Origin of the sequence: Pedococcus sp. 2YAF34, from assembly GCF_052114585.1 — a bacterium.
Lineage (GTDB): Bacteria > Actinomycetota > Actinomycetes > Actinomycetales > Dermatophilaceae > Pedococcus.
Genome location: NZ_JBFRFA010000006.1, coordinates 98,868 through 116,679 on the forward strand (window position 1 = coordinate 98,868; position 17,812 = coordinate 116,679).

Sequence of the window (17,812 nt, forward strand, 5' to 3'; positions counted from 1 at the left end):
GGCACGGGTGGTCACGGGGTGGACAGCGACAACTCGTTTTCAACAAACTGTTGACCCTGCCCTGCCGCCGCCCTATCGTTCCATCATTCGTAAATAGTTTTCCGTATCACGGAACTCAGGAACCGCCCGGCGCCCAGGAGCGCCACGCGACACCCCGACCCACCCGGTCCTCGTGTCGTGGCACACGGCCCCCGCAGCGCGGGGCGCCCGGACCCGAACCCACCGCCACGGCACGCGCCGCGTGGCCCGACGGAGCACCCGCGAGGAGCACCTGTCATGACCTACGTCCTCGGACCCAACCAGTACGGCAAGGCGGAGAACCGCGTCGTCCGCATCTACCGCGACACCGCCCGCCACGAGATCCGCGACCTCAACGTCTCCAGCGCCCTGCGCGGCGACTTCCGCGAGGCGCACGTGACCGGCGACCAGGCCAACGTGCTGCCGACCGACACCCAGAAGAACACGGCGTTCGCGTTCGCCAAGCAGCACGGCGTCACCTCCCCGGAGGACTACGCCCTCGCCCTGGGTTCCCGCTTCCTCGACGTGACGCCGGCCGCCACGGCCAGCCGGGTCGAGGTCGAGGAGTATGCGTGGGACCGCATCGAGGTCGGTGGCCAGGGCCACGACCACGCCTTCGCCCGCCGCGGCGGCGAGGTGCGCACCACGGTCGTCACCCAGGACCGCAGCGGCGACACCCCGCGCCAGTGGGTGGTCTCCGGGCTCAGGGACCTCGTGGTACTGAAGTCCACCGGCTCGGAGTTCAAGGGCTTCCTGCGGGACGAGTACACGACGCTGCAGGAGGCCGACGACCGGATCCTGGCGACCTCGCTCGTGGCCCGCTGGCGCTACGAGACCACCGAGGGCGTCGACTGGAACAAGTCGTTCGACGACATCCGCACCGTGCTGCTCGAGACCTTCGCGACGACCTACAGCCACGCGCTCCAGCAGTCGCTCTACGCCATGGGGTCGGCGGTCCTCGAGGCCCACCCCGAGGTGGCGGAGGTCAAGTTCTCCGCGCCCAACAAGCACCACTTCCTCGTCGACCTCAGCCCGTTCGGGGTGGAGAACGACGGCGAGGTGTTCATCGCCGCCGACCGCCCCTACGGGCTCATCGAGGCCACCGTGCAGCGCGAGGGCGGGTCGGACGCCGGCGACGCCTGGCTCACCGTCCAGGGCTTCTGCTGAGGCGGGCGTGCGACTGCGACAGCGGACAACGACGTCCGCACCCAGCGCCCGCCGCCAGCACCAGGGGCGTCCGGAGGACCAGAGGTACGGCGCCGGCCCCCTCCTCGCCTATGGCACCCAGCACATCCTGACGATGTACGGCGGGGTCATCGCCCCACCGCTCATCGTCGGCGGCGCCGCCGGCCTCAAGCCCACCGACATGGCCCTGCTCGTCACGGCCGGCCTGTTCGTCAGCGGTCTCGCGACCCTGCTGCAGACCCTGGGCCTCGGTCCGTTCGGGAGCCGGCTGCCCATCGTCCAGGGCATCTCGTTCGCCAGCGTCTCGACCATGGTGGCGATCGCGAGCGAGGGCGGTCTGCGCCCGGTCTTCGGCTCGATCATCGTGGCCGGTCTCATCGGCCTCGTGGCGTCCTCGTTCTTCGCCCAGCTGGTGCGGCTCTTCCCGGCCGTCGTCACGGGAACGATCATCACCGTCATCGGGCTGTCGCTGCTGCCGGTGGCCTTCCAGTGGGCGATGGGCAACAACGCCGAGGCGCCCGGCTACGGCTCCATGGGCAACATCGGCTTCGCCGGGCTCACGCTCCTGGTCATCCTCGTGATCAGCCGGGTCTTCCAGGGCGCCGTCTCCCGGTTGTCGATCCTCATCGGCCTCGTCGTGGGCACGGCCCTCGCAGCCCTCACGGGGCGCGCGGACTTCTCCTCGGTGGGTGACGCCCAGGTCGTCGCGCTGCCGCAGCTGTTCCACTTCGGCTCGCCCACGTTCCAGGCGGGCGCGATCGTCTCGATGACCATCGTGGTCTTCGTCATCATGACCGAGACCACGGCCGACATCCTCGCGATCGGCGAGATCGTCGGGACGAAGGTCGACGCCCGTCGCGTCGCCGACGGCCTGCGCGCCGACATGGCGGCGACGACCGTGGCACCGGTGTTCGGCACCTTCCCCGCGAGCGCGTTCGCCCAGAACGTCGGCCTGGTCGCGCTCACCGGCATCAAGAGCCGGTACGCCGTGGCGGCCGGCGGTGGGGTCCTGCTCCTGCTCGGGCTGCTCCCGGTCGTGGGGGCGGTCGTCGCCGCGATCCCGTACCCCGTCCTCGGTGGAGCCGGCATCGTGCTCTTCGGCTCCGTGGCCGCGAGCGGCATCCGCACCCTGTCCCGCGTGGAGTACCACGACAACCTCAACATGGTGATCGTCTCCGTGGCGGTCGCCGTCGGCATCATCCCCATCGCGGCGCCGACGTTCTGGGACGGCTTCCCGGACTGGTTCGCCACGATCATGCACTCGGGCATCAGCGCCACCGCCGTCGTCGCCGTCGTCCTCAACGTGCTCTTCAACGAGGTCAAGGCCGGCAACCGGCCCGGCGCCTCGGTGTTCGCCGCCGCCGAGCGCGAGAAGGACGACCTGGCCCGCACCTCCCACTGAGCAGCCCCACTGAGCAGCCCCACTGAGCAGCCCCACTGAGCAGCCCTATTGGGCAGCCCCACTGAGCAGGACCCGTTCCACCCCAACCCATCCCGACCCTTCTGCCGGAAGGAAGGTGCCTGTCATGAGCGCAGCCACCGACACACCCCGCACCACCTCTCGCCCGTCCCGCCACCCCGTCGACGAGGTGCTGCCCGTCCCGCGGCTCGCCGTCTACGGCTTCCAGCACGTCCTGGCGTTCTACGCCGGTGCGGTCATCGTGCCGATCCTGCTCGCGAACTCCATCGGGCTCAGCACCCAGGAGCTCATCCACCTCATCAACGCCGACCTGTTCACCTGTGGCATCGCCTCGATCATCCAGTCGGTCGGCTTCTGGAAGGTGGGGGTCAAGCTGCCCCTCCTGCAGGGCGTGACCTTCACCGCGGTCTCGCCGATGATCGCGATCGGCCTCGCGGCCGGTGGTGGCACCGACGGGCTGCTCGTCATCTACGGCGCGGTCATCGTGGCGGGGTTGTTCACCCTCCTCATCGCGCCGTACTTCAGCCGGCTCATCCGGTTCTTCCCACCGGTGGTCACGGGGTCGGTCATCACCATCATCGGCCTGGCCCTGCTGCCGGTGGCGGCCGCCGACGCGGCCGGTGGGGCCGGTCCGACGCTGCACCCCGAGAGCGGGCGCAACCTCGCGTACGCCATCGGCACCCTGGCACTCATCGTCGCGATCCAGCGCATCTTCAAGGGCTTCATGGCGACCGTCGCGGTGCTCGTCGGCCTGGTCGTCGGCACCCTCGTCGCCTGGACCCTCGGTGACGCGGACTTCGGCGCGGTGTCCGGCTCGGGCTGGGTCGGGGTCACCACCCCGTTCCACTTCGGCTGGCCGCGGTTCTCGGTCGCCGCGATCATCTCGATGATCGTGGTCATGCTCATCACGGCCGTCGAGACCACCGGCGACGTCTTCGCCACCGGTGAGATCGTCGAGAAGCGGATCGGCCGGGACGACATCGCCCGGGCGCTGCGGGCCGACGGCCTGTCGACCACCATCGGCGGGGTCTTCAACTCCTTCCCCTACACCTGCTTCGCCGAGAACGTCGGCCTCGTCCGGCTGACCCGGGTCAAGAGCCGCTGGGTCGTCGCCGCGGCCGGCGCGATCATGATCATCATCGGCCTGGTGCCGAAGGCCGGGGCGCTCGTCGCCGGGATCCCGCACCCGGTGCTCGGTGGCGCGGCGCTGGCCATGTTCGCCACCGTCGCCGTGGTCGGCTTCCAGACACTGTCGCGCGTGGACTTCCACGACCACCGCAACGTCGTCATCGTCGCCACCAGCGTCGGCCTGGCGATGTACGTCACCGCCCAGCCCGACGTCGCCAAGGCGGTGCCGGAGTGGGCGCAGATCATCCTCGGCTCGGGCATCACGCTCGGCTCGATCACGGCCATCGTGCTCAACCTGCTGTTCCACCACGTCGGCTCCAGCCGCGGTCCGGCCGTCGCCGGCGCCCCGGGGAGCGGCCTGGTGCGGCTCGCCGAGGTCAACCAGATGTCGCGGGAGCAGTTCGTCGACACCTTCGGCGGCCTGTTCCAGGGACCGCGCTGGGCCGCCGAGCGGGCTTACGACAGCAGGCCGTTCAGCGACACGACCGACCTGCGCCGCTCCTTCCAGGAGGCCCTGTTCTCAGCCACGGAGGAGGAGCAGCGCCAGCTCATCGACTCCTACCCCGACCTCGGCGCCGACAGCGTGGCCGAGGGCATGGAGGGTCAGGGCTCGCTCGTCGACCAGGCCTCCCTGGGCCTGACGCGCCTGGACGAGAAGGCCCAGGACGAGCTGTCCGACCTGACCAGCCGCTACCGCGACCGGTTCGGCTTCCCGTTGGTGACCTGTGTGCGCGACCGCGACTCCTTCGAGCAGGTCGTCCGGGCAGGATGGGACCGGCTCGAGAACTCCGAGTCGCAGGAGCACGCCGCGGCCCTCGTGGAGATCGCCAAGATCGCCGGGTACCGCTTCGACGACCTCGTCGCCGACGCCAACCCGATCCACGCGTCCCGCGCCCGGTTCGCCCACGAGTGAGGAGATCGGCATGACCCTGGCCGAGTTCAACGAGCTGCCGCCGCAGGACGCGGACGCGGTGCTCACCCGGTGCCTCCCGGTGCCGCGGTGGGTGGCCGCCGTCCGTGACGGCCGCCCGTATGCCGCGTGGCCCGACCTCGAGTCGGCCGCCACCGCGGCGGCGGGCTCGCTCGGTGACGGCGAGCTCGACGAGGCGCTCGCGGGACACCCGCGCATCGGTGAGCGGGCGTCCTCGCCCGCCCACCACGCCGAGGCGAGCGCACGCGAGCAGTCCGGGGTCGACCGGTCCGACGCGGGGGTGGCGCGTGCCCTGGCCGAGGGCAATGCGCAGTACGAACGGCGCTTCGGGCGGGTGTTCATCATCCGGGCCGCCGGCCGGTCGGCTCCCGAGGTGCTGGCCGAGCTCGACCGGCGGCTCGGCAACGACGACGCCACCGAGCGCGACGAGACCGTCAGCCAGCTGCGCGAGATCGCGCTGCTCCGACTCCGGGAGGTGGCCTCCTGATGGGGACCCTCAGCACGCACGTCCTCGACACCAGCCTCGGCCGTCCCGCGCAGGGGGTGGGGGTCCGGCTCGAGACGGCCGCAGGTGAGCCCCTCGGCGCCGCGGCCACGGACAGCGACGGCAGGGTCGGCTCGATCGGGCCCGAGCGGCTCGACGCGGGCGACTACCGGCTGCGGTTCGCCTCCGGCGACTACTTCGCCGCGCAGGGGACGACCGGCTTCTACCCCGAGGTCGTCGTGGTGTTCACCGTGGCCGACGCCGAGGCTCACTACCACGTGCCGGTGCTGCTCAACCCGTACGGCTACAGCACCTACCGGGGGAGCTGACCGTCACCTCGGCGCGGCCGCGGGGCACACCCGGGCCGCGCCGAGGCGGCCTGCGGATATATCCGGCCGCAGCGTGAGACGGGGGCCGGCGACCGTTGACGGCGTCGGCGGCCGACTCCTACTCTCTCACTAGTTGGAAAAAGGATTCCGCAATACGGAAAACGAACGGACTGATCACCATGACGACTCCCGACCACGGACTGCGCTACGAGGCCAACTGCTCGCTGCTGTTCACCGAGGTGCCGCTGCTGCAGCGCCCGGCGGCGGCGAAGGCGGCGGGGTTCGACGCCGTCGAGTTCTGGTGGCCCTGGCCGGACCAGCCCGTCCCGTCGGACACCGAGGTCGACGCGTTCGTGACGGCCGTCCGCGACGCCGGCGTCCACCTGGTCGGGCTCAACTTCTTCGCCGGCGACCTGGCCGGGCCCGACTGCGGGGTGCTGTCCGTGCCGGACCGCGTGCAGCAGTTCCGCGACAACGTCGACGTCACGGTCGGCATCGGGGATCAGCTGGGCGTCGAGGCGTTCAACGCCCTCGTCGGCAACCGGGTCGACGGCGCGAGCCCGGAGCAGCAGGACGAGCTCGGCCGTGAGTCGATCGCCGCCGCCGCCAAGGCGGCCGACCGGATCGGTGCCAGCGTCCTGGTCGAGGCCGTGAGCGGCCCCAAGCCCTACCCGCTGCGCACCGCCGCCGACGCGGTCGCCGTCGTCGACGACGTGCGCGGCACGGGTGCGGCCAACGTGGGCTTCCTGCTCGACCTGTTCCACCTCGCGGCCAACGGGGACGACGTGGACGGCGCCATCGCGGCGTACGCCGACCGCACGCTGCACGTCCAGGTCGCCGACTTCCCCGGCCGCGGCGAGCCGGGCACCGGGGAGCTCGACCTCCAGCACCACCTCGGCGACCTCGCGCAGCGCGGGTATGCCGGGTGGGTGGGCCTGGAGTACAAGCCCACCACCGCGACCACCCCCGAGAGCCTGGCGTGGCTCCCGCGCGAGCGCCGCCGCGCGAGCTGACGACCAGAACTGACGACGAGAACCCTTCGAGGAGAACGACATGACCAGCATCGCCTTCATCGGACTCGGCATCATGGGCAGCCCCATGGCCGTCCACCTGCAGCAGGCCGGCCACGACGTCGTCGGCTACAACCTGCACCCCGACAAGACCAAGCCCCTGGTCGAGGCCGGTGGCCGCGCGGCTGCCGACATCGCCGAGGCGGTCAAGGACGTCGACGTCGTCGCCGTCATGGTGCCCGACAGCCCCGACGTCCAGGACGTCCTCACCGGGGAGGGCGGCGTCTTCGACCACGCCAGGCCCGGGACGCTCGTCATCGACTTCTCCAGCATCCGCCCCGACGTCACGGCCGAGCTCGCCAAGACGGCCAGGGACAAGGGTTTCCGCCTCCTCGACGCGCCGGTCTCCGGTGGCGAGGCCGGGGCGAAGAACGCCGCCCTGTCGATCATGGTCGGGGGCGACGGCGCCGACTTCGAGGAGGCCAAGCCGCTGTTCGACGTCGTCGGCAAGACGGTCGTCCACGTGGGCGGCAACGGCGCCGGTCAGACGGTCAAGGCCGCCAACCAGCTCATCGTCGCCGCCAACATCCAGGCCCTCGCCGAGGCAGTGACGTTCCTCGACGCCTACGACGTCGACCTCGAGGCGGCGCTCGACGTCCTCGGTGGCGGCCTCGCCGGCTCGAAGGTGCTCGACCAGAAGCGGGGCAACATGGCCAAGCACGACTTCACGCCGGGCTTCCGGATCGACCTGCACCACAAGGACATGGGCATCGTGACGTCGGCGGCGCGCGAGGCCGGTGTCGTCGTACCCCTCGGCGCCCTCGTGGCGCAGCTGATGGCCTCCGCCCGCGCCAACGGCGACGGCGGCCTCGACCACTCCGCGCTGCTGCGCGGCGTCGAGCGGCTCTCCGGGCGTCTCGCCTGACTCATCCGTCCTTCCCAGCTTCTCCTCGTTCGAGGTATTCCCCTACCGGAATCCAGTAGCTGAATACCTCGACCCGGGGGAGCGTCACGAACCAGGAGCAGTCCCATGGCACGTATGACCGCGGCCCAGGCGGCCGTCGAGATCCTCAAGAAGGAAGGGGTGACCCACCTCTTCGGCCTGCCCGGGGCCGCGATCAACCCCTTCTACAAGGCGATGAAGACGGGCGGCGGCCTGCACCACACGCTGGCCCGGCACGTCGAGGGCGCCTCGCACATGGCGGAGGGCTACACCCGCGCCAAGGCGGGCAACATCGGCGTCTGCGTCGGCACCTCCGGCCCGGCCGGCACCGACATGATCACCGGGCTCTACTCGGCCAGCGCCGACTCGATCCCGATCCTGTGCATCACCGGGCAGGCGCCGGTGGCCAAGCTGCACAAGGAGGACTTCCAGGCGGTCGACATCGCCTCGATCGCGAAGCCGCTCACCAAGATGGCGGTCACGGTGCTCGAGCCGGCCCAGGTGCCGGGGACGTTCCAGCAGGCGTTCCACCTCATGCGGTCAGGTCGCCCGGGCCCGGTGCTCATCGACCTGCCGATCGACGTGCAGATGGCCGAGATCGAGTTCGACGTCGAGACCTACGAGCCGCTACCGGTCTACAAGCCGGCCGCGACCCGGGCGCAGGTCGAGAAGGCGCTCGACCTGCTCGAGGCGGGGGACAAGCCGCTCATCGTCGCCGGCGGCGGGGTCATCAACGCGGACGCGGCCGACCTGCTGGTCGAGCTCGCCGAGCTGACCGGCGTCCCGGTGGTCCCGACCCTCATGGGCTGGGGCGCCATCCCGGACGACCACCGGCTCAATGCCGGCATGGTCGGCCTGCAGACGAGCCACCGCTACGGCAACGCGACCATGCTCGAGGCAGATGTCGTCCTCGGCATCGGCAACCGCTGGGCCAACCGCCACACCGGCGACCTCGAGACCTACACGGCCGGGCGCACCTTCGTCCACGTCGACATCGAGCCGACCCAGATCGGCCGCGTCTTCGCCCCGGACTACGGCATCGTCTCCGACGCCAAGGCTGCCCTGGAGCTGTTCGTGGCCGCGGCCCGTGAGCGCAAGGACGCCGGGCGGCTGAAGGACCGGTCGACCTGGGCGCAGGCCTGCCAGGACCGCAAGCGGACCCTGTTGCGGCGCACCAGCTTCGACGTCACGCCGATCAAGCCGCAGCGCGTCTACCAGGAGATGAACCGCGCGTTCAGCCGCGACGTCCGCTACGTCTCGACCATCGGCCTGTCCCAGATCCAGGCCGCACAGCTGCTCCACGTCTACAAGGACCGGCACTGGATCAACGCCGGCCAGGCCGGCCCGCTCGGCTGGACGGTGCCGGCGGCGATCGGCGTCGCCACCGCCCGCCCGGACGAGACCGTCGTCGCCCTGTCGGGCGACTACGACTTCCAGTTCATGATGGAGGAGCTGGCGGTCGGGGCGCAGTTCAACGTCCCCTACGTCCACGTCCTGGTGAACAACGCCTACCTCGGCCTCATCCGGCAGAGCCAGCGCGGCTTCGACATGGACTACTGCGTGCAGCTGTCCTTCGACAACCTCAACAGCCCCGAGGTCGGTGGCTATGGCGTCGACCACGTCAAGGTCGTCGAGGGACTGGGCTGCAAGGCGATCCGCGTCACCGACCCCGACGAGATCCTGCCCGCGCTCGAGAAGGCGCAGGTGATGGCGCACGAGTACCGCGTGCCCGTCGTCGTCGAGGTCATCCTCGAGCGGGTCACCAACGTCTCCATGGGCACCTCGATCGCGAACGTCACCGAGTTCGAGGAGTTGGCCGAGCACGGTGACCACGCCCCGACCGCGCTGTTCGCCAACCTGGACTGAGGTCGTCCGTGCCCCGCGTCCTGCTCGCCCCCGACAAGTTCAAGGGCACGCTCACCGCGGCCGAGGTGGCGACCCACCTCGAGGTCGGGCTCCGCTCGGTCGTCCCGGGGCTCGAGGTGTCCGTCGTCCCCGTCGCCGACGGGGGCGACGGGACGCTGGCCGCGGCCGAGGCGGCAGGGTTCGAGCGGGTGCCCGTGCGCGCGACCGGCCCGACCGGTATGCCGTGCTGGGCCGCCTACGGGCGCCGCGGGGACGAGGCCGTCGTCGAGCTCGCCGAGGTGTCGGGGCTGGCCCGGCTCGGCGAGGGGCAGCTGGCCCCGCTCGCTGCGACGAGCCGTGGCACCGGCGAGCTCGTGGCCGCGGCCCTGGACGCAGGCTGCCGCCGCATCGTCGTCGGGATCGGTGGGAGTGCCAGCACCGACGGGGGCGCGGGGCTGCTCGAGGGCCTCGGGGCGCGCATCAGCGGGCCGCGTGGCCGTGCCCTGCACCCGGGTGGTGCCGCGCTGGTCGAGGCGGTCTCCCTCGACCTCTCCGAGCTCCACCCCGGGCTCGCTGACGCAGAGCTGGTCGTCGCCTGCGACGTCGACAACCCGCTGACGGGCCCGCACGGCGCTGCGGCCGTCTACGGCCCACAGAAGGGCGCCGGCCCTGAGGACGTCCGCGCCCTCGACCTGGCCCTGTCGGCCTGGGCCGACGTGGTGGCCGAGCGGACCGGCCGTGACCTGCGCGACCAGCCCGGCGCGGGGGCGGCGGGTGGGGTGGGCTTCGCCCTGCTGGCCGTGCTGGGCGCCCGGATGCAGGCCGGCGCCGAGCTGGTGGCCGAGCTGACGGGCCTCGCCGACGCCGTGGGTGCGACCGACCTCGTGGTCACCGGCGAGGGCTCGCTCGACGAGCAGAGCCTGCACGGGAAGGCCCCCACGGCGGTGGCCGCCATGGCTCGCGACAAGGGTGTGCCGGTGGTCGCGGTCGCGGGGCGGGTGACCCTCGACGAGGCGAGGCTGCGCGCGGCAGGCATCGCGGCCGCATACCCGCTCCTGACCGAGGCCGCCGACGAGCGCGAGGCGTTCGAGCGGCCGGGACCCCTCCTCGAACGGATCGGCGCGCGCATCGCCCGCGAGCACCTCGGTGGTGCGTCGTGAGGATCGCGCGCGTCGGCGCCGCCGGCGCGGAGCGGCCCGCCGTGGTCGCCGCAGACGGGACGTTGTTCGACCTCAGACCCCTGACCGACGAGATCGATGCAGCCTTCCTGGGGTCGCTGGGCAGCGTGGACCCGTCCACGCTCCCGGTCCTGGCCGGACCCGTCGGCGCGGCGGAGAAGTGCCGGTTCGGGGCGCCGATCACCCGTCCGGGCAAGGTCGTCGGCATCGGGCTCAACTACCGCGACCACGCGGCCGAGGCGGGGATGTCGCTGCCGACCGAGCCGGTGGTCTTCCTCAAGGCGCCGACCTCGGTGAGCGGGCCGACCGACGACGTGGTCATGCTGCCCGGCTCGACCACCACCGACTACGAGGTCGAGCTCGGCGTGGTGCTCGGGCGGACTCTGCGTGGGGTCACGGACCCCCGCGCCGCGCTGAGCGCCGTGGCCGGCTACGTGCTCGCGCAGGACGTCTCCGACCGGGCCCTGCAGCTCGAGCGCGGCGGCACCTGGACCAAGGGGAAGTCGGCCGACACGTTCTGCCCGCTGGGGCCGTGGGTGGTCACACCCGACGAGCTCGGCCAGGGTGGACCCGGCGCGGTGCGCCTGCGGCTCACCGTCGACGGCGACCTGCGGCAGGACGGCCGCACGTCGGACATGGTCTTCGGGGTGGGCGAGCTGCTCTGCTACAGCAGCGGCCTGATGACGCTCGAGGCCGGCGACGTCGTCCTCACCGGCACGCCCGCCGGTGTGGCGATGGGCAGGCCCGAGCCCCGGCCCTACCTGCGCCATGGCCAGGTGGTCGAGGCCGACGGCGGTGTGCTCGGACGGCAGCGGACCCGGGTCGTCGACCCGGATGCCCCCGTGGCCCTCGACGAGGAGGCAGCGGCAGGATGACCGGTACTGGTTACATGACAGGCAGCGACGTGACAGGCAGTCACATGGCAGGCAGCCGCGCACCGGGGACCCCGGAGCGGTCGAGCGAGAGGAGCCGCGTGACCGAGCAGGTGGCGTTCCGGGCCCGGCGGGCGGTCGTGGGCGACCGCGAGGTGGCGGCGACGGTCGTGGCGTCGCACGGCAGGGTCGTGGCGGTGGAGGCGTTCGACGCCGAGGTCGCCAACGGCACCCGCGTCGTGGAGCTCGCCCCGGACGAGGTGCTGCTGCCCGGCCTGGTCGACACCCACGTGCACGTCAACGAGCCGGGACGCACCGACTGGGAGGGCTTCGCCAGCGCCACCCGGGCCGCAGCGGCCGGCGGCGTCACGACCATCGTCGACATGCCGCTCAACAGCATCCCGCCCACCACGACGGTCGAGGCGCTGCGCACCAAGCAGGAGGTGGCGCGCGACCAGGCCTGGGTCGACGTGGGGTTCTGGGGCGGCGCCATACCGGGCAACGTCGAGGACCTGCGACCGCTGCACGAGGCGGGCGTCTTCGGCTTCAAGTGCTTCCTGCTCCATTCCGGGGTCGACGAGTTCCCCCACCTCACGACCCCCGAGATGCGTGCGGCCCTCGCCGAGATCGCGTCCTTCGACGGGCTGCTCATCGTCCACGCCGAGGACGCCGAGACCATCGACGCCTCGGTGTCGCAGGGCGGCCGGGCGTATGCCGACTTCCTCGGCTCCCGGCCGCGCGAGGCCGAGGAGCGGGCCATCCGCACCGTCGTCGACGCCGTGCGCGACACCGGTGGGCGGGCGCACATCCTGCACCTGTCGGACGCCGACGCCCTGCCGATGCTGGCCGACGCCCGCGCAGAGGGCCTGTCGCTTTCCGTCGAGACCTGCCCGCACTACCTCACGCTGGAGGCCGAGGGCATCCCCGACGGCGCCACCCAGTTCAAGTGCTGCCCGCCGATCCGCGAGCACGAGAACCGCGACCGGCTGTGGCAGGGACTGGCCGACGGGACCATCGCGACCATCGTGTCCGACCACTCGCCGAGCACGGCCGACCTCAAGCTGCTCGACGTGGGCGACTTCGCCCAGGCGTGGGGTGGCATCGCCGGCCTCCAGCTCGGGCTGCCGGCGATCTGGTCCGAGGCGCGCGAGCGCGGACACGACCTCGTCGACGTCGTGCGCTGGATGGGCCGCAACACCGCCGACCAGGTGGGCCTGCACGACCGCGGCCGCATCGAGGTGGGTGCCACCGCCGACCTCGTCGTCTTCGCGCCCGACGAGCGGTTCACCGTCGACGTCACCGCCCTGCACCACAAGAACCCCGTGTCGGCGTACGCCGGCCGCGAGCTCACCGGGGTCGTGCGCCAGACCTGGCTGCACGGCACCCCCGTCGACACCGGCGCCGCCCCCCGGGGGCAGCTCCTGAGGAGAGGACAGCCATGACCGCCACCCCGCCCCGCTACCACGTGCCCACGGGGGGCCTGCCGCCGCAGACGCAGCTCACCACCGACCGTGCGGTCTTCACCGAGGCGTATGCCGTCCTGCCGCGCGGGACGATGACGGACATCGTCACCAGCCAGCTGCCCTTCTGGGAGCAGACCCGGTTGTGGGTCATCGCGCGGCCGCTGTCCGGGTTCGCGGAGACGTTCTCCCAGTACATCGTCGAGGTGCAGCCGGGCGGTGGCTCCGACCGCCCCGAGCTCGACCCGGGCGCCGAGGGCGTGCTCTTCGTCGTCGGCGGGACGCTGACGCTGACCCTCGACGACGACACCCACGAGCTGGCGCCCGGCGGCTACGCGTTCCTGCCTCCCGGCCAGCGCTGGACCCTGCACAACACCGGCGACGCGGCGGCGACCTTCCACTGGGTGCGCAAGGCCTACCAGCGGGTCGACGGCATCGAGGTGCCCGAGGCGTTCGTGACCAACGAGGCGGACGTCGTGGGCGGCGAGATGCCCGACACCGACGGCGCCTGGACGACGCAGCGGTTCGTCGACCCGATGGACGTTCGCCACGACATGCACGTCAACATCGTCAACTTCGAGCCCGGTGGCGCGATCCCGTTCCCCGAGACCCACGTCATGGAGCACGGGCTCTACGTCCTCGAGGGCAAGGCCGTCTACCTGCTCAACAACGACTGGGTCGAGGTGCAGGAGGGCGACTTCATGTGGCTGCGGGCGTTCTGCCCGCAGGCCTGCTATGCAGGAGGTCCCGGACGGTTCCGCTACCTGCTGTACAAGGACGTCAACCGACACGCGGTGCTGAGCCGGCAACTGCTCTGACCGGGTGGAACCGGCCGCCGGCAGCGGCCGGTGCGGGAGCGGGATCCCATGGGACGAGATCCCGCTCCCCAAACCCTTGATTCAACAGTTTGTTGAGCGTTACCGTCGTCGGAACCTCCGGCGACCGTTGTTCTGCATGGATAACCGACGGCCCGCCCCACGCACCGCAACCATGCACCCGCCCGCACGGGCTGGTGGATGATGGACCCCAACGACGGGGGACGGGAGCGCGCGATGGCTGCGAACGACGGACACGACGGCGGCGGACACCGGGTTGAACTCCGGGTCACGGTCAACGGGGCGCCCTGCTCCCTGGTGGGCACCGACCCGGCGACCAACGCCCTGGACTGGCTCCGCGACCAGGGGCTGACCGGCGCGAAGGAGGGTTGCGCCGAGGGCGAGTGCGGTGCCTGCTCCGTCATGGTCGCCCGGCCCGACGGCGACGGCGGCACCCGCTGGACCGCGGTCAACGCCTGCCTGGTCCCGGCCGCTGCCCTCGACGGCCAGGAGGTCGTCACCGCGGAGGGCCTCGGCACGCCTGAGGCGCTGCACCCGGTGCAGCGTGAGATGGCAGTCCGTGGCGGGTCCCAGTGCGGTTACTGCACACCCGGGTTCGTCTGCAGCATGGCGGCCGAGTTCTACCGCCCCGACCGCAGCCCCGGCCGCAACCCCGACCGCAACCCCGTCCCGGCCGCGTCCCGGAACGGTGACCGCCCACCAGCCGAGGGTTCCGGCCACGACGGTGGCCACGACGCCCACGAGTGCGGTCCCAACGGGTTCGACCTGCACGCCCTGTCGGGCAACCTGTGCCGCTGTACCGGGTACCGCCCCATCCGCGACGCCGCCTACGCCCTTGGCAGCCCCGAGGAGGGCGACCCGTTCGCCGCCCGCGTGCGCGAGCCGGCCCCGGCCGCGGCGGCCACCCGCCTCACCGGGGCCAGTGGCACCTACGCCCGTCCGGGTGACCTCGCCGAGGCCCTGGCCCTGCTGGCCGAGCACCCCGACGCCGTCCTCGTCGCCGGCTCGACCGACTGGGGCGTCGAGACCAACCTGCGCGGCTCACGGGCCGAGTTCGCGATCGGCATCGACCGCCTGCCGGAGCTCCGCACGCTGGAGCTCGGCGACGACGTCGTCGAGATCGGCGCGGCCCTCAGCCTGTCGGAGGTCGAGCGCGGCCTGGCGGGACGGATCCCGTTGCTGGACCGGCTCTTCCCGCAGTTCGCCTCGCGGCTCATCCGCAACGGCGCCACGATCGGCGGCAACCTCGGCACGGGCTCGCCCATCGGCGACACCCCGCCGGCCCTGCTCGCCCTCGAGGCCGACGTCGTGCTGGCCTCCTCCGGTGGGGAGCGGATCGTGCCGCTCGCCGACTACTTCACCGGCTACCGCCAGAGCGTCCGCGAGCCCGGGGAGCTGATCCGCGCCGTGCGGGTCCCCTTGCCGCTCAGTGGGACCACGGCGTTCCACAAGATCGCCAAGCGCCGGTTCGACGACATCTCCAGCGTGGCAGTCGGGTTTGCCCTCGACGTGGTCGACGGCGTGGTGGCCAAGGCCCGCATCGGGCTCGGCGGCGTCGCTGCGACACCGATCCGCGCGCTCGCCACCGAGGGCGCGCTCGAGGGCCGTCCGTGGACCCGTGAGACCGCCCGTGCCGCCGCTGCGGTGATGCGCACCGAGGGCACACCCATGGACGACCACCGGGCCAGCGCGGCCTACCGGGCGGCGACGCTCGGCACCGCCCTGCTCAAGCTGCACGCCGACACCGCGACCCCGCAGGAGGTGGGAGCATGAGCTCGCTCTCGGACCGACCGGCGAACCCCGTGGTGGGGGAGTCGATCCCGCACGAGGCGGCCGCCCTGCACGTCACCGGCCAAGCGCTCTACACCGACGACCTCGTGGGCCGCACGCCCGGCGCGCTGCACGCCCACCCGGTCCAGGCGCCCCACGCCCACGCGCGCGTCACCCGGCTCGACGTGACCCCTGCGCTCGCAGTCCCCGGCGTGGTGCGTGTCCTCACGGCCGACGACGTGCCCGGGGTCAACGACGCCGGGGTCAAGCACGACGAGCCGCTGTTCCCCTCCGAGGTCATGTTCTACGGGCACTCCGTCTGCTGGGTGCTGGGCGAGACGCTCGAGGCAGCGCGACTCGGTTCGCTGGCGGTCGAGGTCGACTACGAGCCGCTGCCGTCCCTTGTCACGGTGACGGAAGCCATTGCGGCGCAGAGCTTCCAGGGCGGCCAGCCCACCATGGAGCGGGGTCAGGTTGACGCGGCGTTCGAGGAGGCGCCGCACGTCTTCAGCGGCGAGTTCGAGTTCGCCGGCCAGGAGCACTTCTACCTCGAGACGCACTCCTCGCTGGCCCAGGTCGACGAGAACGGCCAGGTCTTCGTGCAGTGCAGCACCCAGCACCCGACCGAGACCCAGGACATCGTCGCGCACGTCCTCGGCCTGCCGAGCCACGCCGTCACCGTGCAGTGCCTGCGCATGGGCGGCGGCTTCGGGGGCAAGGAGATGCAGCCCCACGGGTATGCCGCGATCGCGGCCCTGGGTGCGACCCTCACCGGTCGCCCGGTGCGCCTTCGCCTCTCGCGGGCGCAGGACATGACGATGTCGGGCAAGCGCCACGGGTTCCACGCGCAGTGGCGGGTCGCCTTCGACGACACCGGGATGCTGCAGGCCCTCGACGCCACGCTGACCAGTGACGGCGGCTGGAGCCTCGACCTCTCCGAGCCGGTGCTGGCGCGCGCGCTCTGCCACATCGACAACGCCTACTGGATCCCCAACGTCCGCGTGAACGGCCGGATCGCCAGGACGCACAAGACCTCGCAGACGGCCTTCCGCGGGTTCGGCGGTCCCCAGGGCATGCTCGTCACGGAGGACATCCTGGGCCGGTGTGCGCCGCTGCTCGGCATGGACGCCGCCGACCTGCGCCGTCGCAACTTCTACCGCGACGGGCAGGACACGCCGTACGGCCAGCCGGTCCGGCAGCCCGAGCGGGCCGGGTGGTGCTGGGACCAGGTCGTCGAGACCGGCGACCTGGCCGCGCGGTGGCGCGAGGTGGCGGAGTACAACGACGCGCACGAGGACTCCAAGCGCGGGCTGGCCATCACGCCCGTGAAGTTCGGGATCTCCTTCAACTTCACCGCCTTCAACCAGGCGGGCGCGCTGGTCCACGTCTACAAGGACGGCTCGGTGCTCATCACCCACGGTGGCACCGAGATGGGTCAGGGGCTGCACACCAAGATGCTCCAGGTGGCGGCCACCGCCCTCGGCGTCCCGCTGTCGATGGTGCGGCTCGCGCCGACGCGCACCGACAAGGTGCCCAACACGTCGGCCACGGCGGCGAGCTCGGGCGCCGACCTCAACGGCGGTGCCGTCAAGGACGCCTGCGAGCAGATCCTCGAGCGGCTGCGCCCGTTGCGCGAGGACCCGGCCAACGCGGGGCTCTCGTGGTCCGAGCTCGTGAACAAGGCCTACTTCCAGCGGATCCAGCTGTGGGCTGCGGGCTTCTACCGCACCGAGGGGCTGCACTGGGACTCCTCGGTGATGCACGGCTCGCCGTTCAAGTACTTCGCGTACGGCGCGGCTGCGGCCGAGGTCGAGGTCGACGGGTTCACCGGCGCCTACCGGCTGCGACGCGTCGACATCGTCCACGACGTCGGCGACAGCCTGTCGCCGCTGGTCGACATCGGCCAGGTCGAGGGCGGGTTCGTGCAGGGTGCGGGGTGGCTGACGCTGGAGGACCTGCGCTGGGACGAGTCGGACCGGCCGACGCGGGGCCGGCTGTCGACCCAGGCTGCGAGCACCTACAAGCTGCCGAGCTTCTCGGAGATGCCCGAGGTCTTCAACGTGGCCCTGCTCGACCGGGCGCACGAGGACGGGGCGGTCTACGGCTCCAAGGCTGTCGGCGAGCCTCCGCTGATGCTGGCGTTCTCGGTCCGTGAGGCGCTGCGCCAGGCCGCGGCCGCCTTCGGGCCGGCCGGGACGAGTATCGACCTGGCCTCACCGGCCACCCCCGAGGCCGTCTTCTGGGCCGTCGAGGAGGCGCGCGGCGGTGCCGAGCCGCCGCACATGACCCCGATGCGGCAAGGCGCACCCGGTGACGTGCCGGACCAGCCCGGCGACGGGGCGCCGCGGCTGCACCCGCACTCCGAGCGGGTCGCCGAGCCCGCCGGCCGATCGGGGTCCTGAG

Annotated in this window: 14 protein-coding genes; all 14 read left to right on the forward strand. The window is 72.0% G+C overall.

Translation table 11 applies throughout. The features are described 5' to 3' along the window. The first annotated feature begins 276 nt into the window (after positions 1 to 276). The 14 genes from pucL (at position 277) to xdhB (ending at position 17,811) form a co-directional block, all read left to right on the forward strand. Positions 277 to 1,185, forward strand: coding sequence for a factor-independent urate hydroxylase (gene pucL, locus AB4Z02_RS05390; protein ID WP_441969881.1), 909 nt, complete (start codon positions 277 to 279; stop codon positions 1,183 to 1,185). A 7-nt stretch (positions 1,186 to 1,192) separates the two neighbouring features. Beyond that, positions 1,193 to 2,605, forward strand: coding sequence for a nucleobase:cation symporter-2 family protein (locus tag AB4Z02_RS05395; RefSeq protein WP_441969883.1), 1,413 nt, complete (start codon positions 1,193 to 1,195; stop codon positions 2,603 to 2,605). 124 nt (positions 2,606 to 2,729) lie between these two features. Then, positions 2,730 to 4,664 carry a 2-oxo-4-hydroxy-4-carboxy-5-ureidoimidazoline decarboxylase gene (uraD, locus tag AB4Z02_RS05400; RefSeq protein ID WP_441969885.1) on the forward strand — a complete coding sequence of 645 codons (1,935 nt, stop codon included), beginning with the start codon at positions 2,730 to 2,732 and terminating at the stop codon, positions 4,662 to 4,664. 10 nt (positions 4,665 to 4,674) lie between these two features. Then, a complete protein-coding gene (gene uraD / locus AB4Z02_RS05405) occupies positions 4,675 to 5,169 on the forward strand; it encodes a 2-oxo-4-hydroxy-4-carboxy-5-ureidoimidazoline decarboxylase (protein WP_441969886.1) in 495 nt (164 codons plus the stop codon). Then, positions 5,169 to 5,495, forward strand: coding sequence for a hydroxyisourate hydrolase (gene uraH, locus AB4Z02_RS05410; protein WP_056883071.1), 327 nt, complete (start codon positions 5,169 to 5,171; stop codon positions 5,493 to 5,495). Before uraD (AB4Z02_RS05405) ends, uraH begins: the two co-directional genes overlap by 1 nt. A gap of 179 nt (positions 5,496 to 5,674) precedes the next feature. Then, the gene (locus AB4Z02_RS05415) at positions 5,675 to 6,508 is read left to right on the forward strand and encodes a hydroxypyruvate isomerase family protein (protein ID WP_441969889.1); all 834 of its coding nucleotides are present in this window, start codon (positions 5,675 to 5,677) and stop codon (positions 6,506 to 6,508) included. A 40-nt stretch (positions 6,509 to 6,548) separates the two neighbouring features. Further along, positions 6,549 to 7,430, forward strand: a complete 882-nt coding sequence (locus tag AB4Z02_RS05420) for a 2-hydroxy-3-oxopropionate reductase (protein ID WP_056883073.1) — start codon at positions 6,549 to 6,551, stop codon at positions 7,428 to 7,430. Between the two features lie 105 nt (positions 7,431 to 7,535). Beyond that, positions 7,536 to 9,314 carry a glyoxylate carboligase gene (gene gcl, locus AB4Z02_RS05425; protein ID WP_441969891.1) on the forward strand — a complete coding sequence of 593 codons (1,779 nt, stop codon included), beginning with the start codon at positions 7,536 to 7,538 and terminating at the stop codon, positions 9,312 to 9,314. An 8-nt stretch (positions 9,315 to 9,322) separates the two neighbouring features. Further along, positions 9,323 to 10,453, forward strand: coding sequence for a glycerate kinase (locus AB4Z02_RS05430; RefSeq protein WP_056883075.1), 1,131 nt, complete (start codon positions 9,323 to 9,325; stop codon positions 10,451 to 10,453). Further along, on the forward strand, positions 10,450 to 11,346 hold the full coding sequence (locus AB4Z02_RS05435) for a fumarylacetoacetate hydrolase family protein (protein WP_441969894.1): 897 nt from the start codon (positions 10,450 to 10,452) through the stop codon (positions 11,344 to 11,346). Before AB4Z02_RS05430 ends, AB4Z02_RS05435 begins: the two co-directional genes overlap by 4 nt. Positions 11,347 to 11,444: 98 nt before the next feature. Next, positions 11,445 to 12,785, forward strand: coding sequence for an allantoinase AllB (gene allB, locus AB4Z02_RS05440; protein ID WP_441969896.1), 1,341 nt, complete (start codon positions 11,445 to 11,447; stop codon positions 12,783 to 12,785). Beyond that, complete coding sequence (locus tag AB4Z02_RS05445; RefSeq protein WP_056883078.1) at positions 12,782 to 13,621, forward strand: bifunctional allantoicase/(S)-ureidoglycine aminohydrolase; 840 nt, start codon at positions 12,782 to 12,784, stop codon at positions 13,619 to 13,621. Before allB ends, AB4Z02_RS05445 begins: the two co-directional genes overlap by 4 nt. Before the next feature lie 234 nt (positions 13,622 to 13,855). Then, entirely contained in the window at positions 13,856 to 15,412 is a 1,557-nt protein-coding gene (locus AB4Z02_RS05450; protein WP_441969898.1) for a xanthine dehydrogenase small subunit, read from the forward strand. Next, entirely contained in the window at positions 15,409 to 17,811 is a 2,403-nt protein-coding gene (gene xdhB, locus AB4Z02_RS05455) for a xanthine dehydrogenase molybdopterin binding subunit (RefSeq protein WP_441969900.1), read from the forward strand. The genes AB4Z02_RS05450 and xdhB overlap by 4 nt, the downstream gene beginning before the upstream one ends. The last annotated feature ends 1 nt before the right edge of the window (position 17,812 follow it).

Coding starts and splice junctions, on each gene's coding strand:
- AB4Z02_RS05415 (WP_441969889.1), top strand. CDS start 5,675: ATGACGACTCCCGACCACGGACTGCGCTACGAGGCCAACTGCTCGCTG.
- uraH (WP_056883071.1), top strand. CDS start 5,169: ATGGGGACCCTCAGCACGCACGTCCTCGACACCAGCCTCGGCCGTCCC.
- AB4Z02_RS05445 (WP_056883078.1), top strand. CDS start 12,782: ATGACCGCCACCCCGCCCCGCTACCACGTGCCCACGGGGGGCCTGCCG.
- gcl (WP_441969891.1), top strand. CDS start 7,536: ATGGCACGTATGACCGCGGCCCAGGCGGCCGTCGAGATCCTCAAGAAG.
- pucL (WP_441969881.1), top strand. CDS start 277: ATGACCTACGTCCTCGGACCCAACCAGTACGGCAAGGCGGAGAACCGC.
- uraD (WP_441969885.1), top strand. CDS start 2,730: ATGAGCGCAGCCACCGACACACCCCGCACCACCTCTCGCCCGTCCCGC.
- AB4Z02_RS05450 (WP_441969898.1), top strand. CDS start 13,856: ATGGCTGCGAACGACGGACACGACGGCGGCGGACACCGGGTTGAACTC.
- xdhB (WP_441969900.1), top strand. CDS start 15,409: ATGAGCTCGCTCTCGGACCGACCGGCGAACCCCGTGGTGGGGGAGTCG.
- uraD (WP_441969886.1), top strand. CDS start 4,675: ATGACCCTGGCCGAGTTCAACGAGCTGCCGCCGCAGGACGCGGACGCG.
- AB4Z02_RS05420 (WP_056883073.1), top strand. CDS start 6,549: ATGACCAGCATCGCCTTCATCGGACTCGGCATCATGGGCAGCCCCATG.